The following is a 15,763-nucleotide window of genomic DNA, read 5'->3' as shown; positions in this document are numbered from 1 at the left end:
GTCGACGGCGGCCTGGAGTTCGCGTGCGCGCTCGCCCTGGCCGCGCATCGCCGCCAGCAGACCCAGGTACGCGCGCGTGTGATGGGCGAACAGCGCATTCCGATGAGACGTGGTCAGCTCCAGGTCGCGCTGTCCGGTCCGCTCGGCCTCGTCCCACTCGCCGACCGCCATCTGGTCGAGCATGATCTGGTGCAGCATGGTCATGCTGACCGACACGGCCCCCGTCTCCACCTCGCGGTCGACGGTGCGCTGGAGGTGCGGCCGGTACTGGCTGAGGGTGTCCACGTGGTAGGCGGCGGCGCCCAGGCGGGTGATGTCCCACGGTTCGAGTGCGTGGAGGTCGGCGAAGGCGCGTTCCACCCGCTCCGCCACACCGGCCCCGCGCCGGACCACGTCCCCCCACGCGTCCTCGTAGACGCGGGAGAGGGGTGACACCAGGTCGCCCAGGGAGCCGAGCAGCTCGTGCGTCCGTTCCCACGACGTCTGGTCGCTCGCGTACTGGTCGATCGCGAGCAGCAGGTTCACGAGCCGGGTGAGCACCTCGTTCGGCTCTGTCACACCGCTGTCACGGATGCTCTCGATCGCCGCCGTGACCTGGCGATGCGAGGTGCGGACGTCACCGTCGTCGTACAGCGCGCCATAGGCCGACGCGACCACCGAGGCCGGGGAGTCGTTCCCACCGGACGTGGTGTCGGAGCGGACCAGCTGCTGGGCCCGGTCCAGCAGGCCGGCGTGACCGGCGATGAACGCCGCGCTGCCCAGCCGCCGGGACCGTTCCTCGCGGCCCTCACTCAGTTCCGCGGCCCTGGTCAGCCAGGTCACGGCGGCCTGTGAGCCGCCGCGCCGGGTGGCGGAGTCGGCCGCCGCCTCCAGCGTGGCCGCGACCTCCTCGTCCGGGTCGACCGTCGAGGCCGCCAGGTGCATGGCACGCCGTTCCACGTCGTCGCGGTGCACCTGCGCGAGCACCGCGTGGGCCGCGCGCCGCTCGTTGGGGGTCGCCGTATGGACGACCGTCGAGCGCACCAGGGGGTGCCGGAAGACGAAGTCGCCGCTGACCGGGTCGATGCCCAGCAGGCCCGCCGCCAACGCCTCTTCGGCGTCGCGCATGCGGTAGCGCGTGCCGCGGGCACGGCCTGCCGCCGTGCCCGCCGCGACGCCGTCCAGGGCGCCGCGCAGCAGTTCCGCGCGCACGGCGTCACCGAGGGCCTCGATACGGGCGCCGTAGACGTGCCGCAGGCGCAGGGGCAGCGGGACACCGGTGTACCCGACCAGGTCCTCCTGGTTGCCCGCCGCCCGGCCACTGCGCAGCACATGGGGCGGCAGTTCCAGCAGCGCCAGCGGGTTGCCCAGCGCCTCGTCCAGGACGAGACGGCGGATCCGGGGGTCCAGGCCGGGGTGGTGCAGGTCCAGGAGCTGCTCGGAGGCCTTCTCGGACAGGGTGGTCACCGGCAGGTGCGGCAGCGCGGCCGTGTCGAAGCCCGAGGGCACGTCCGAGCGCAGGCCGACGGCGAGCTTCACCGAGCTGCCGGTGAGCCGTCGGCCGGCGAACCCGCACACCTCGGTGCTGGAGGCGTCCAGCCACTGGCCGTCGTCGAGCACCAGCAGGAGGGGCTGCTGCGACGCCGCGAGCGAGAACAGGTCGAGGACGGCGATGCCGAGGGTCATGACCGAGGGGGGCGGGCCCCCGCTCCTGCCGAAGACGACGTCGAAGACCCCTCGGTGGGTGTCGTCGAGCCGGTCGATGTAGGAGAGCAGCGGGTACAGGAACTGGTGCAGGCCGGCGAAGGGCAGTTCCGACTCGGCCTCGACCCCGGCGGCCCGGATCACTCGGTGCTTCTCGTCCGCCGCGAGGTCGGCGACGTGGTCCAGCAGGGCGCTCTTGCCCACACCGGTGTCACCGCGCAGGACGAGAGCCTGGCCCCCCGGGGCCGTCACGAAGTCGGACAGTACCTCCAGCTCGCGTTCGCGGCCGACCATCGTCCTGTCGATCGACTCCACCGTCCCCCACTCCCTTCCCCGCTGAACCGGCCCGGCCGAACGCTGCCGCGCCCGTGCGCGGATCGCGCCACGCGCAGAGGCGAGAGTACGTCCTCGTCGCTCCTCCACGGTGCGGCGTTTCTTCCCGCAGCCCCCTTCGGGGCGCCGGGACGGCGCGTGCACCGCTCCGTGCGGCCTCCTGAGCAGTGGTTGTGTTGCACGGGAGGCCCGCCGCCCTGCGAGCCGCCTTGAGTCGAAAGACTAGATGCACCTCAGGAAGTTCGTCACCTGGTATGGCCGAAAATGTTCTTGCTGCACGGCTTGCACCGTGACCGACGGCTCCGGTCGGGCGGACCGCACCTCGTATGAGCTGTACCTTGCCCTTCGAGACACGTATCGTCGCCCCGGACAGCGAGGTCCGGGCGGCGCGTACGGCCCGGCCTGGCCCGGTCCGGTACGCCGACCGCGGAACATGTGAGCTAGTGTCGGATGTGTCTTCCGATACGTGTGTACGGACGCAGCAGGCGGCCCGGCCGGGACGCCGCAGGGGAGCGAGGCGGGCATGGACTGGGTCGACCAAGGGCTGTGCCGGGCGCAGCCGGACCGGATGTTCGCCGAAGGTGCCGCGCAGAACGAGGCCAAGGCCGTCTGCGCCGCCTGCCCGGTCCGGCTCGACTGCCTGGCGTACGCCCTCGACCACCGCGAGGAGTACGGCGTATGGGGTGCGATGACCGAGCGGGAGCGCCGGGCGCTGCTGCGCCGCCGGCCGGCCGTGACGTCCTGGGCGGAGATCTTCCGCGCGGCTGCCGCGCACCCCGACCTGGCCCCGGTCGTCACCCGCCGCGACGTGACCCCGGCCGCGGACCGTGACGCACCCCGGGCCGCGGGCCGGACGCCGTACCGCCCCGCCCCGGCACGCAGGCGGCGGCCGGGCACGGCGCCGGCGGGGCTCGACCGTTGAGACCGCGGCGGGGTCAGGGCCGCAGCGCCTGGAGGGTCAGTTGGCCGTACCTGCGCCACAGCGCCGGATCCCGCTCCGCGAGATTGACCAGTTGCAGGCACATGCCGCACAGCACCACGCGCAGGTCCAGCGGGTTGGCGTCCGGACGGATCCGGCCGGCGGTCCTGGCCTCCTCCATCAGAGCGGCCAGCCGGTCGAGCAGGGGACCGGTGTACGCCGTCGACCGCCCCTCCGCGAGCGCCTCTGACAGCAGACGGTCCCGGGCGAGGTTCTCGAAGAGCAACAGCACGTAGGCGTCGAAGGTCCGCGTCGGCTCGGCCTCGGCCAGAGCGGGTGCGGTGATCCGCTCCAGTTCCGCCAGCCGATGCCCCACGACCGCTTCCACCAGGTCTTCCTTCGTCGGGTAGCTGCGGTACACCGTGGCCTTCCCCACGTCGGCACGCTCGGCGACCTGCGGCACGGTGCCCTGGAGCCCGAACTCCTCGAAGACCTCCAGTGCCGCGGCGAAGACCCGCTCGTGGTTGCGCCGGGCGTCGGCCCGTCTGCGGGGGGCGTCCAGCCGGTTCTGCTGCGGAGTTGTCTGCACCGGATTCACCCGTTCATTGTGCCTGCCGTGGCTCGGGGCAAGGACCGCGAGGCAATCGGACCCCAGAGTCCGGTTATGCTGGACCAAGCAAACGGACCCTTGGGTCCGAATCCTGCTGTTCCTGGAGTGGTGATGACCGCATCGATCAGCGGCGAGCGCGCCCCGCTCACCGAACCCACCCGCCGGCTCATGACGGCGGCCCAAGAGATCGCCCCCGTGCTGCGCCGCACCGCGGACGCGGCCGAGCGCGACAGCCGGCTGACGCCCGAGGCCGAGCGGGCGCTGCGGGAGGCGGGCCTGTTCCGCCTCGGCGTGCCGAAGCGCTGGGGCGGTGAGGAACTGGCGCCCTCCGACAGCCTGGAAGTGTCGGCCGAAGTGGCGCTGGCCTGTCCGTCGAGCGCCTGGGTGGTGATGGTCTCGTACGTGGCACAGCAGATCGCCGCCTCCTTCGGGGAGCAGGGGCGCCAGGACCTGTGGGGCGACGGCCCCGACGCCCCCATGTGCGGGGTGTTCGGCAGTACGGGAGTCGTCTCCGCGCCCGTCGAGGGCGGGCTGCTCGTCTCCGGCTCCTGGGCCTGGGCGTCCGGCTGCCACCAGGCCGACTGGGCCCTGCTCGGCGTCCCGCTGCCGGGGGAGTCGGGCGCCGGGACCGAACGGGGACTGGCGCTCGTGCCCACCTCCGCCCTCGCCATCGAGAAGACCTGGGACATGGCGGGCATGCGCGGCACGGGCAGTGACACCCTGGTCGCCGACAAGGTCTTCGTCCCGTACCACCGGCTCCGGCCCTTCTCCGACGTCGTCCAGGGCCAGGGACTGCCCGAGGAGTCGTTGTACCGGATTCCCCCGGGATCCATGACGATCGTCTCCATGGGACCGCTGCTGGGCATCGGGAGGGCGGCCCTCCAGCTCACCCTGGAGACCGTCGAGGGCGGCAAGCCGATGGCCATGTCCCTGCACCCCCGGCTCGCCGACTCGCCGAGCGTGCAGGCGGCGCTCGCCGAGGCGGCCACCCTCATCGACTCCGCCCACCTGCACCTGCGGCGCTCGGCGGAGTTCATCGGCACGGCGGCGGCCTCCGGGAGCACCCCCACGCTGGTCGAACGGGCGCGGGTGCGGATGGACGCGGGACACGCCTCCACGTGCCTGCGCCAGGCGATGCAGGCCCTGCTGACCGTCAGCGGGGCGGGCAGCTTCTCGCTCACCAAGACCATTCAGCGGCACTGGCGTGATCTGGAGACCGCGTCCCGGCATCCCACGCTCAACCCCGGGCTCGCCAATGAGATGTACGGCCGTGCGCTGGTGGGCGACGGGCGGCCGGTCAGCCCGATGGTCTGAGGCACGGCCCGCCGTATCCGCTCCCACGCCCCCGGGCGGGCTCATGGCCGTCGCCCGGCGGGCGAGAAAGAAGAGAAGGCACATGTTCGACCTCACCGCGTCGGAGGCCACCGGAGGCGGCGTGCGCGAGGTGCTCGGGCACTTCGCGACGGGCGTCACCGTCATCACGGCCGGCGGGCCGGCCGGCCCGCTCGGCTTCACCTGCCAGTCCTTCGTGTCCCTCTCCCTCGATCCCCTGCTCGTCTCCTTCTCCCCGGCCCGGACCTCGCGGACCTGGCCCCTCATCCGTACGGCGGGCACCTTCGGGGTCAACGTCCTGGCCGCCGGCCAGGCGGTCGTCAGCGCCGCGTTCGCCCGCTCCGGGCAGGACAGGTTCCACGGGGTCGGCTGGTCGCCGGGCCCGGGCGGCGCACCGCGGCTGGACGGCGTGTGCGCGTTCATCTCGTGCGAGCTGTGGAACGAGTACGACGCCGGTGACCACACCCTGGTCGTCGGCCGGGTCGTGGCGCTCGGCGCGGATCCCGCTCGTGAACCGCTGGTCTTCCACCGCGGGCGCTACCGCGAGCTGGTCCCGGGGGCCTCGTCCCACCCGCGGTGAGCGGGCCGGTCCGCCGCCGGGCAGGCAGTCGTGCCCGGGCGGCGCCGCTGCCCCGCCGCGGCCCGGCGCGCCGACGGGCACGTCGCCGGTACCGCCCCTGCCGGGCACGGCCGTGCGTCGACACGTATGTCGACGCGCGGAGCCGGACACACATCCGAGTGACGAGCCTCACGTGAACCTCCGCCCCTGACACACACGTCCTCACGAGTGAGGAAACGACTCCATGCCGACCGAGGCGGTCCGGACATCGTCCGCCGCGTGGACAGGCTCCGCGGGGACGCGGTCCGGCGCGAACACCCCACCGCTTCACGAACGGCCGCACGTCGGTGCCGGCCCCACGCCGCACCTGAGCGGGAAGAAGCTGATGCACGATGAAGGACGGCACGACCGTCTGGCTCCCGTACCACCGAAGCCGGATACCCGGACTGCCGGACGAGTTCACCTACGCGTACTGGGACGGGTCCGGCCCGTTGCCGGGTGACCCCGCCGAGGTCCGCTTCCTCGCCGGCCCACCGGCCCCCGGCGCCGACCGGGTGCTGCGCCCCGTCCTGCCGCGGATGCGCAACCTGGAGGTGCTCCAGCTGCTCAGCTCCGGCTACGACCACATGCTGCCGCTGCTGGACGCGATGCCGCCCGGAACCCGGCTGAGCACCGGGCGCGGCGTGCACCGCGAGGCCACCGCCGAGCTGGCGGTCACCCTGCTGCTGGCCCTGTCCCGGGGGCTCGACGTGTTCGGCGCCCGCCAGGCCGAGGGGGCGTGGCAGCCCGAGTTCCGCACCTCGCTGGTCGGCAAGCGCGTCCTGGTCGTCGGCCACGGCGCCGTCGGCGCGGCCGTCGCCGCCCGGCTCGACGCGTTCCGGTGCGAGACGGTCCTCGTGGCCCGCACGGCGCGCACCACACCGGCCGGACGCGTGCACGGGGCGGCGGAGCTGCACGGGCTGCTGCCCACGGCGGACGCGGTGGTGCTGTGCGCGCCGCTGACCGAGCAGACGCGCGGCATGTTCGGTGCGCAGGCGCTGGCCCTCCTGAAGGACGGTGCCCTGCTGGTGAACGTCGCCCGGGGAGAGCTGGTGGACACCGGCGCGCTGGTCCGGGAGGTGCGGGCGGGCCGGCTCCGGGCCGGACTCGACGTCACCGATCCGGAACCGCTGCCGCCCGGCCATCCGCTGTGGCACCTGCCCGGCGTCCTGATCACCCCGCACGTGGCGGCCTTCACCGACGCGTTCCCGACGATGACCGAGGACTTCCTGCGCCGGCAACTGCACCGCTACGCACGGGGCGAGGAGCTGCACAACGTGGTCCTGACGACGACCGCGGCCGGCGATGCCGTACAGGCGGCGTGAGCCATGACGACCTCCACGCACGGTGACCATCTGCGGGTGCTCGGACCCGACACCGGCCTCGCGCAGGTGTTCGCGTTCTACGAGGACCACGCCCATGGCGACCCGTCCGCCGCCTGGCAGGCGTTCACCACCGCCTGGAACTGGGCCGCGCCGCTGACCACCGCCGTACCCGGCGCGGACGGCCGGGACAGGCCGGTGGTGCGGCAGGCCGTCGCCGGCGGCTTCACCCTGTCCGGACTGTGGCACCTGCCGGCGCACGACGGAACCGGACCCTGGCTGGCGCTGCCGCTCACCGGCGGCGAGCGGCCGTCCCGGCCGGGCAGGGCGACACCCGGCGGCCCGGACCTGTTCGCGGTGCCCTCCAAGGTGCTGCGGAGCGCGGTCCGCGCCGTCACGGGCGACGCCGTCGGGCCCGGCCCCGTGTTCCGGCTGGAGGGCGTGCACGTGCCCACGGGGTTCGCCACGCACTCGGCGGCCACCCCGCTGCGCGCCGGGGACGCGCCGTTCCTGTGGACGGCGGTCGCGGCCCAGGCCCTGGGAGCGGCCCGGCACATCACCGACGCACTGGCCGACGCGGACACGGCGCCCGGCGCGGCCCGGGGACCGGTGCCCTCCGCCGCCGTGGCCGCCGAACTGGCCGCCGTGCTTCACGACGAGCGGCTGAGCCTGGCGGCGGCCCTGCACGGCGCGCCCTCCGCGCGGCTGGGCCTGCCGCCGTCCGCCGAGGAGCGGCTCGCCGCGCGCGTGCAGCGGGCCGGGAACGCCGTCCACCAGGTGGTCGCGTCGGCGCTCGACCACGCACTGGCGTCGTACGGGTACGCCGGTGAGCACCCCCTGGTGCACCTCATGGAAGCCTGTGCACCGATACTTCAGCAGGTGCGGTACGCGACGCAGCTTCTGCCGCCCGACGACGGGACCTCCTGGAAAGGTGCAAATCTGTGACAACCGTCACATATCAGGGTGAACCTGGCTCCAACTCCGCGACGGCCGCACGCGCGCTGTACCCCGGAAGCGCTGAACTGCCCTGCACGAGCTTCGAGCAGGCCCTGGAGGCGGTGACACTCGGCACGGCCGACGTCGCCGTGATCCCGGTGGACAACTCCGCGGCAGGACGCGTCGCGGACGTGCACCACCTGCTGCCCGAGTCGGGTCTGTTCATCGTCGCCGAGTACTTCCTCGCCATCCGCTTCGACCTGATGGGGGTGCCCGGCGCGACCCTGGACCAGGTGGAGTGCGTACGCAGCCACGTCCACGCCCTGGGGCAGTGCCGCAAGCTGCTGCGGGAGGGCGGGTGGCGCACCCTCGTCAGCGACGACACGGCCGGAGCGGCGCGCGAGGTGGCCGAGCTGGGCGACCCGCGGCACGCCGCGCTCGCCCCGCCCGCCGCGGCCGGGCTGCACGGCCTGGAGGTGCTGCGCGCGGGTGTCGAGGACGACCCGGACAACACCACGCGGTTCGTCGTGCTGTCCCGGGACGCCGCCCCCGCCCCCGACACCGGGGAGCCGACGATGACGAGCCTGTTCTTCAGCGTGCGCAACATCCCCAGTGCGCTGTACAAGACACTCGGCGGGTTCGCCACCAGTGGCGTGAACCTCACCAAGATCGAGAGCTACCAGATGGGCGCGGGGCTCAACGCCAGCCGCTTCTACGTCGAGATCGAGGGCCACCCCGACGACGAGCGCGTCGCCCTCGCCCTGCACGAGCTGCGCTTCTTCTCCTCCGAGGTGCGCATCCTGGGTGTGTACCCCGCACACCCGCACCGGCTGAAGGGCTGAACCGTCCCGGGCGGTCAGGAAGGGCGGGTGTTCCTGACCGCACGGGCCGCCGGCCGCGACCGTCGTGACCGGTCCGCCGGTGGACCGGGGTCTCCGCCGCCGTCGCCGTGGCGGCGGAGAACCCCTTCACCAGGACAACGCAGCGGCCCCCCGGAAGGGTTCACGGGCCGTGCGGGTACGCGCCGGCCGTGTCGTCCTCGCACCGTGGCGACGACCGGCACACATGACCGGTGAACACGCGCCGGGCGTCCCGGACGCCGGGCCGCGACCTCCACACATGTACCTGACCGACGAGAAACATGGCGACCTGGTGGAGGCCCCGACACGGCGGCCTTCTAAGGTGTGGGTATGACCCAGCACCGCAAGGGCATCGTCCTCGACTTCGGTGGTGTGCTGACGACACCTCTGCTGCCCGCCGCGCTCGCCTTCGAACGGCGCGCGGGACTGGCCGAGGGGACGCTGCTCACCGGCCTCTACCTCAATCCCGAGGGGATCCGGCTCACCGAGGAACTGGAGCGCGGCACGCTCACCCAGACGCAGTGGAACGAAGCGGCCGGACGGCTGCTCGGCATCGCACCGGACAACCTGATGGGCCGGATCTTCGCCGACCTGCGTCCCGAGACCTCGGTGATCGCCGCAGCCGCCGCCGCGCGCCGGGCCGGGGTGAAGGTCGGCATCCTCTCGAACTCCGTCGGCCTGACCCCGTGGAACCTGTACGACGGCTACGAGGTGGACGAACTCTACGACGCCGTGGTGCTGTCCGAACTCCACGGGACGCGCAAGCCCGAGCGGGAGATCTTCCGGCTCGTGCTGGAGCGGCTCGACCTGCCGGCCGAGGAGTGCGTCTTCGTCGACGACACCGAGCAGTACCTGCCTCCCGCGGCCGAACTCGGCTTCACCACCGTCCACGCGGTGGAGCCCGCGCGGACGGTCGCCACCCTGGAAGACCTGCTGGGGGTCGCGCTGACGGGCGCGCGTCCCGAGCGCACGACCCCATGAGGAGACTCACATGCGACTAGGCCTGGCCCTTCCCACCTTCGGTCCCGACGCCACGCCGGAAGGCGTTCTCCGTGTCTGCCGCACCGCGGAGGAGATGGGGTACGACTCCCTGTGGACGGGCGACCGGGTCCTCGCCCCCCGCGTTCCGAGCGCCCCGTACCCGAGCCGTGACGGCGCGATGCCGCGCGTCTACGAGAACCACATGGACCCCCTGGTGGCGCTCACCTTCGCCGCGTCGCACACGAGCCGCGTCCGCCTGGGCACGAGCACGCTCAACGGCCTGTGGCACCCGCCGATCATGCTGGCCCGGTCGCTGACCACCCTCGACGTCCTCAGCCAGGGACGGCTCACCGTGGGGCTCGGCCTGGGCTGGATGCCCGACGAGTACACCGCGGTCTCCGTACCGTGGAAGGGCCGGGGCGCGCGGCTCGACGAGACGCTGGACGTCCTGGAGGGGTACTGGGCCGAGGACGTCTTCGCCCACGAGGGGCCGCTGTTCACCATCCCGGAGACCGTGGTGGGGCTCAAGCCGCGCCAGCGCCCCAGGCCCCCCGTGCTGCTCGCGGCGTTCACCCCCGTGGGGCTGCGGCGGATCGGGCGCAGGCTCGACGGCTGGCTGCCCGTCGCGATGCCGCTCCCGCACCTCATGGGCATGTGGGACATCGTCGTCAAGGAGGCGGTGGAGGCGGACCGGGACCCGTCCGCCCTGCACATCGCGCTGCGCGTCAACCCCGAGCTGACCGACACGAGGACCGGCCCGGAAGAGATGCCCGGGGCGGGCACGCTGGACCAGTACATCGACTACGCGCGGGCCGCGGCGGAGGCAGGGGTGCACGAACTGTTCGTGGACTTCGGGCAGACGCAGACCACCCTTGCCGAACGTGTCGACCTGGCCGGCCGCTTCCTCGAAGGGGTCCGCGCGGGCTGACGGCCCGCCAGGCGCTCCGGGAGACGGTGCGGGAGCGGCCCGACGGGACGGCGCCGAGCGATGCGGCGAGGCTCGCACGGTCAGCGCAGCGCCCGGTGCACCGACGCCGCCGTGAAGCCGTACGCCATGTGCGGGATGATGTCCGACACCCACGACGTGAGGCTCCAGGTGGTGGGATCGGTCACCTTCATGGCGGTGGCCGGGAGGTCACTGCCGGCCATGGCCGCGGCAGCGAGCAGCGGCCCGGCCGCCCAGACCGGGAAGTTCCCGTCGCGCCGCGCCAACCCGTACGCCGCTCCGACCCCGAGGCCGGTGACATAGCCGAGCAGCGCGCCGAGCGCCTCCTCACGGTGATCCTTCTTCTCGTCTTCCCCCAGCCGCACCCCGACTCCGCCGGCGAGCTTCCCCGCGATCGTCGCCGGCATGTTGCTGGACCCCCTGCCGCGCAGCAGCATGTCCCCGTACGAGACGACGTTCAGCGCGACGGTGCCGGCTGCTCCGGCGAGCAGACCCTTGGTGAGTGACCGCATGAGATCTCCTTGACGTGACACATGAGAGCGAAAACCGTCTAGCGATACGACAAAAGAGACATTACCCGTAATGTCCTGTCGGGGGGATGCTATGTGTGTGTCGAAGGAGACGTGGAGTCGTCACACCTATGCGCGCGGGACAGAGCGCCGGGGCGGCCGGTTCGGCCGCCCCGGCATCCGCTACGCGAGCCCGAAGGCCCGCACGATGCTCTGCCGCACGCTGTTGCCGCGGGCGTCACGCGCGTCCACGCGCAGGCTGACGAACCGGGCGGCGCGGGGCGCGTCGAGCCGTGTCCGCCACCCCGTGCCCGAGTGCCGTAGCGCCGCGTGGTGCCAGGTGACCCCGTCGTCGTACGAGATCTCCAGGCCGACCCGTCCGATCGCGGCGGTGCCGGTGGACCCCGGCAGGTGCGAGGCGGTCACCGTCAGGCCGGCGTGCCGCCCGGCCCGTCCGGAGGCGTCGGTGGCGATGCCGTAGTCGAGCTGGATCAGCGGCAGTTGAGCCTGCTCGCCCGCCGCTCCCGCCCGCGAGGTGAACCCCCACTCGGTCCGGGTGGCGGTGGAGTAGGGGGCGGCCCAGGCGTCACGGGAGTTCTCCGAGACCAGACGGTAGGGGAGCGGTGCGGGGCTCAGACCGGACACGGTCATGGTGAGCTGGTAGCGGCCCATCTCACGGACGAGTTCGTCGCCCTGGTAGAGCCGCACCTGGTTGTCGACGTCGAAGTTGCCGTACGTACCGCCCAGATGACCGGTGCCCGAGTCGCCCCAGCCGGGGACGGACACGTACAGCTTGTCGTCCAGGCGGACCGGAGCGTTCCCGTCGAGGAGCCGTGGCCGCTGGACCGGCCCGAACCAGCCGACCCGGTCGGCGGATCCGGCGCGGTAGGTGACGGCCGGGGCGTACTGCTGCTGCTCGCCCGGGATCTGGGCCCGGTCCGACCAGGGCTCGCCCGCCGTGACCCAGTCCGTGCGGTCGCCCAGGGCCGGGGCGTCGGAGGGGTTCAGGGCGCTGCCGCCCGCCGGTGTGACGTCGTCGCGGTTCTCCAGCGCTCGCCCGGCACGGTAGTTGCGGAACGAGACGTCGACGCGGGCGAGTTCGCGCCGGTCGGCCCGGTGGACGAGGTCGGCGGGGACGGCGCCCCGGTAGTCGTGGACGAGGTCGTAGACGTACTCGGTGACGGGGTGCGAGGTGACGGAGAGCCGGGTACGGGCGGGGCCGGACGTCCGGGTGATGAGCCGTTCGCCCTCGTCACGGGTGAGCGTGGCGACGGTCAGCGGCGGTGGATCCGCCGGCAGCCAGGGGGAGTCCTCCCACGCTTGCAGGCGGCCGTCACCGTCGTTGACGACCAGCAGCAGCCGGGCGCCCGCGGCGGTCGCCGCGGCGGCCTGCTCGGGCACGGGCACGGTGTCGTCGCGGCGTACCACGGCGGCCTTCCCGCGGACGTCGAGGGAGCTGTACGCGGCGGGGGCGCCGTCGCCGGCGAAGACCGCGTCGAGGCGGTGCCGGCCTTCGGGCAGCGGGGTCGCTCCCGGCGCGACGCGCAGATCGTCGAAGGCTCCGTCGCCGGAGGCCACCGTCAGAGTCGGCTGCCGCAGCCGCCACCGCGTACCGAACACGAACTCCCCCTGCGCCACCTCGCGTCCGGTGGGCAGGGCCCAGACGCTGTCGTAGGAGGCGTCGGTCCAGCGGGAGGACGAGGACCAGTCGTCGGCGGCGAAGCCGCGGTAGAGGTCCACGCGGGAGCCGTCGGGCGTGCTCGGGTCCGGTGCCACGGTCCGGACCTGGCGGGCCTTGGTGCCGTCGAACACCGCCGTACGGTCCCGTCCCAGGTCGATGTCGGTGACGGCCAGCAGGCCCTGTCCGATCGAGTGCGGGCCGTGGGCACCCTCCAGGGGCGTGTCCAGCCACGCGGTGTAGGAACCCGGCGGCAGCCGCAGGTCCACGGTCCCGGAGTCGTCGAGCGCCAGGGGCAGCCAGAACTTCTTCGCCGTGAGGATGACCGTGCCGGCGGCCGGCCGGCCGGCGCGGTCCTTCGCCTTCAGCGTGAGCCGGTGCCGCTCGCCCTCCTTGGCCGCGCTCAGGGACGTACGGGCGCGGACGGTGCCCGAGTCGTCGGTCGCCGTCAGGAAGGCGGCCGACGCCCGGTCGACGGGGACCTGGTCGTAGTGCGCGGTCACGGTGACCGAGGCGGTGCCGTGCGCCGGGACGGACAGGCGGCCGGCGGAGAGGGTGAACGGGCCGTCGGTCGTCAGTCGCAGGGCGGTGGGGCTGTCGGCGGTGTTGGTGTACGTCACCGTTCGCTCGGCGGTCGTGCCGGCCGGGGTCGGCCAGGCGTGGAAGCCGAAGTCGGCGCCGCCGGAGGCGAACACGGTCGCCGTTGCGGTGGCGGCGATGTCCAGGCGGCCGACGCCGGCCTCGAAGGGGGTGTACCGAGGTGTCGCCGTGGTCGTGCTGACGAGGGCGTCCTTGAGCTGACGGCCGCTGAGGCCGGGGTGCTCGGCGGCCAGCAGGGCCGCGGCGCCGGCGACGTGCGGCGTGGCCATCGAGGTGCCGCTCAGGGTCTGGTAGGGGCCCGAGCCTTCCGGCGCGTACTGGGAGCGCGCGGCGAGGATGTTGACGCCGGGGGCGGTGAGGTCCGGCTTGACGCCCCGGTCGCCGGGACGCGGGCCCCGGCTGGAGAAGTCCGCGAGCGTGTCGGAGCCGTCGACGGCGCCCACGGTCAGGGCGGCATCGGCCACTCCGGGGGCACCCACGGTGTAGCCGTCGGGGCCGGAGTTGCCCGCGGCCACCGTGAACAGCGCCCCGGTCTCCTCGCTGAGCCGGTCGACGGCCATGCTCAGCGGGTCGGAGCCGTCGGTGGACGGGCCGCCCAGGCTCATGCTGATGACCTTCGCGTGCTGGTCGCGGGCCGCCCACTCCATGCCGGCCAGCACCCAGGAGTCCTGGCCCGTGCCGTCGTCGGAGAGCACCTTGCCGATGTGCAGCCGCGCGCCCGGCGCGACACCCTTCTCCCGGCCGTCGGACGCGGCGCCCGTTCCGGCGATGGTGGAGGCCACGTGCGTGCCGTGGCCGTTCCCGTCGGTCACGGACTCACCGGGCACGAAGCCCGCGGTGGCGGCGATCCTGCCGGCGAGGTCGGGGTGTCCGGCGTCCACACCGGTGTCGAGGACCGCGACGTCCACGCCCTCACCGGTGTCGCCGGAGGCCCACACCCGCGGTGCCCCCACCTGCGCGGTGCTCTCGGCGAGATCGGCCTTCACCTTGCCGTCCAGCCAGATCTTGGCGATGCCGCCCCGCAGCCGGGGCCGCTGGTGCGTGTCCCGTGCGGAGGCGCCGCCGGTGACCGACGTCCAGAACGCCGCCGAACGGTCCACGGCCAGCGCCGCACCCCCGATGCTCTCCAGCGCGCGCGTCGTGCGGGCGCCCCGCGGCGGCGTCCGGCGGCCGGAGTGCCGGCCCGCGTCCGTGTAAGTGACGATCAGGGGCAGCCGGTCGCGGTGCGCGTCGTCGTAGCCGTCGGCCAACAGCCGGGTGACGTCGAACAGTTCACGGTCCAGCGAGCCGGCGGCGACGTACGGCAGCGCGTCGCGGGGATAGACGTAGGTGTTGCGTCCGCTGCGGTGGGTCTCGAAACCGGTGTAGTGGCCTTCAGGGTCTTGTACCAGGTGGCTCAGTGTGCCGTCGGGGGCCCGTACGACGGTGACCGTGTCGCCGGTCACCAGCGTCACCCGGGGTGCGCCGGGCGGGACCGCCGCCGGGGTGGTGGAGGCGGCGGGCGGTGGGGCGGATGGTTCGGTGGCCGGGAAGGCCGGGACGGGTGACGCCGCCAGCACCGCGAACACGGTGCACAACGTCGTCCACCCGCGCCTGCGCCGAGGCAGAGGCGGCACGAGGGGTCCCTTCGTCGGACGGGGTACGGGATGCCGGAATCATTCGACGGCCGGCCTGCGCACATGTCACCGCGCTCTGGCGCGGTTGTGCCGTGACGCAAAGTGGACACCTGGAGCCGGCCGGTGTGGACGGTCCGGCCCGGAATGTGTGCGCGCCCTCGCTGGTTTCCTTGGAACACCCACCCCGTCCGCCCCGTCGGCGCCGCGTGCGCCGGGGGTACGGCAGGTCGAACGCATCGATGGGAGAAGCCTTGGAGCGCACCGACTCCGCCGACGAACCGTCCCGACTCCGTCGCGTCCGCCTCCCCGGAACCGTGGCCCCGCCCTCGTCGGCGGTGCCCCGGCGCCCCCGTGACGAGGAGACACAGGAGGCCTCCGGCCAGGACGCGGCCGGGCAGGTCGTGGAATGAGATGAGCGGCGGCGGACGATCTCACCGCCGCGACGAAGGCCGACGGGCCCCCGGCGACACATGGACACATGTGTCACCGGGGGCCCGTCGGTGTGTCAGGAGGCCCCGAGGCCGTTGAGCAGGGTGTCGACGACGAGATCGGCGGCCTGTCCGGGGTTCAGGTCGGGCAGCTGCCGGGACACCAGGTGCATGAGCTGGGGCAGCAGTGCGCCGGCCCACCCCTGCGGGAGCCCGGGGCGCAGCACGCCCTCGTCGGTGGCGCGGGCGAGGAAGGCGTCGACCTCCTCGACGGCCGCGTCCCGGCGCGGGCGCACGGCGTCGTCGGCGAGCATGCGGGTCAGGTCGACCGGCCAGGTGCGGTTGACGACGATGATGTTCTCGACGTAGCGGTGCAGGGCGACGGCGACGGGTGCCTCGCGCAGCCGGGCGT

The 15,763-nt window shown here is 73.4% G+C and carries 14 protein-coding genes; 9 read left to right on the top strand and 5 right to left on the bottom strand.

Annotated elements, in window-relative coordinates:
- Nucleotides 1-1,977 (bottom strand): ATP-binding protein (locus IE294_RS44150; RefSeq protein WP_189894981.1); only part of this gene is annotated, 1,977 nt, incomplete at its 3' end.
- Nucleotides 1,978-2,539: 562 nt separating this feature from the next.
- Between IE294_RS44150 and IE294_RS44145 the strand changes: the two genes are divergently transcribed.
- Nucleotides 2,540-2,938: a WhiB family transcriptional regulator gene (locus tag IE294_RS44145; RefSeq protein ID WP_189894980.1), complete on the top strand. Its 399-nt coding sequence runs from the start codon at nt 2,540-2,542 to the stop codon at nt 2,936-2,938.
- Between the two features lie 13 nt (nt 2,939-2,951).
- On the opposite strand, the gene IE294_RS44140 is transcribed toward IE294_RS44145, so the two are convergent.
- Nucleotides 2,952-3,524, bottom strand: a complete 573-nt coding sequence (locus tag IE294_RS44140) for a TetR/AcrR family transcriptional regulator (protein WP_189894979.1) — start codon at nt 3,522-3,524, stop codon at nt 2,952-2,954.
- Between the two features lie 132 nt (nt 3,525-3,656).
- Between IE294_RS44140 and IE294_RS44135 the strand changes: the two genes are divergently transcribed.
- The 7 genes from IE294_RS44135 (at nt 3,657) to IE294_RS44105 (ending at nt 10,502) form a co-directional block, all read left to right on the top strand.
- Nucleotides 3,657-4,859: an acyl-CoA dehydrogenase family protein gene (locus IE294_RS44135; RefSeq protein WP_189894978.1), complete on the top strand. Its 1,203-nt coding sequence runs from the start codon at nt 3,657-3,659 to the stop codon at nt 4,857-4,859.
- Nucleotides 4,860-4,941: 82 nt separating this feature from the next.
- A complete protein-coding gene (locus IE294_RS44130) occupies nt 4,942-5,457 on the top strand; it encodes a flavin reductase family protein (RefSeq protein ID WP_189894977.1) in 516 nt (171 codons plus the stop codon).
- 371 nt (nt 5,458-5,828) lie between these two features.
- A complete protein-coding gene (locus IE294_RS44125) occupies nt 5,829-6,800 on the top strand; it encodes an NAD(P)-dependent oxidoreductase (protein WP_189894976.1) in 972 nt (323 codons plus the stop codon).
- Nucleotides 6,801-6,803: 3 nt separating this feature from the next.
- Nucleotides 6,804-7,742: a hypothetical protein gene (locus IE294_RS44120; protein ID WP_189894975.1), complete on the top strand. Its 939-nt coding sequence runs from the start codon at nt 6,804-6,806 to the stop codon at nt 7,740-7,742.
- Complete coding sequence (locus tag IE294_RS44115; RefSeq protein ID WP_189894974.1) at nt 7,739-8,575, top strand: prephenate dehydratase; 837 nt, start codon at nt 7,739-7,741, stop codon at nt 8,573-8,575. Before IE294_RS44120 ends, IE294_RS44115 begins: the two co-directional genes overlap by 4 nt.
- Before the next feature lie 348 nt (nt 8,576-8,923).
- Nucleotides 8,924-9,574 (top strand): HAD-IA family hydrolase, encoded by a 651-nt coding sequence (locus tag IE294_RS44110; protein WP_189894973.1) that lies wholly within the window; start codon nt 8,924-8,926, stop codon nt 9,572-9,574.
- A 10-nt stretch (nt 9,575-9,584) separates the two neighbouring features.
- Nucleotides 9,585-10,502, top strand: coding sequence for a TIGR03619 family F420-dependent LLM class oxidoreductase (locus IE294_RS44105; RefSeq protein ID WP_189894972.1), 918 nt, complete (start codon nt 9,585-9,587; stop codon nt 10,500-10,502).
- Between the two features lie 80 nt (nt 10,503-10,582).
- Here the strand turns inward: IE294_RS44105 and IE294_RS44100 are convergent, their stop codons facing one another.
- Nucleotides 10,583-11,032, bottom strand: a complete 450-nt coding sequence (locus IE294_RS44100; RefSeq protein ID WP_189894971.1) for a hypothetical protein — start codon at nt 11,030-11,032, stop codon at nt 10,583-10,585.
- A 180-nt stretch (nt 11,033-11,212) separates the two neighbouring features.
- A complete protein-coding gene (locus IE294_RS44095) occupies nt 11,213-14,875 on the bottom strand; it encodes a S8 family serine peptidase (RefSeq protein ID WP_189894970.1) in 3,663 nt (1,220 codons plus the stop codon).
- Nucleotides 14,876-15,174: 299 nt separating this feature from the next.
- Here IE294_RS44095 and IE294_RS44090 point away from each other — a divergent pair, with 299 nt between their 5' ends.
- Nucleotides 15,175-15,333, top strand: a complete 159-nt coding sequence (locus IE294_RS44090) for a hypothetical protein (protein ID WP_189894969.1) — start codon at nt 15,175-15,177, stop codon at nt 15,331-15,333.
- A 95-nt stretch (nt 15,334-15,428) separates the two neighbouring features.
- Here IE294_RS44090 and IE294_RS44085 read toward each other — a convergent pair.
- On the bottom strand, nt 15,429-15,763 hold a 335-nt coding region (locus IE294_RS44085; protein WP_189894968.1), incomplete at its 5' end, for a TetR family transcriptional regulator.

The sequence above is a fragment of the Streptomyces canarius genome, from assembly GCF_014650735.1.
In the GTDB taxonomy this organism is placed as follows: Bacteria; Actinomycetota; Actinomycetes; order Streptomycetales; family Streptomycetaceae; genus Streptomyces; species Streptomyces olivaceoviridis.
Note: the sequence above shows the minus strand (reverse complement) of the source record. Positions and strands in the feature narration are given on the sequence as shown.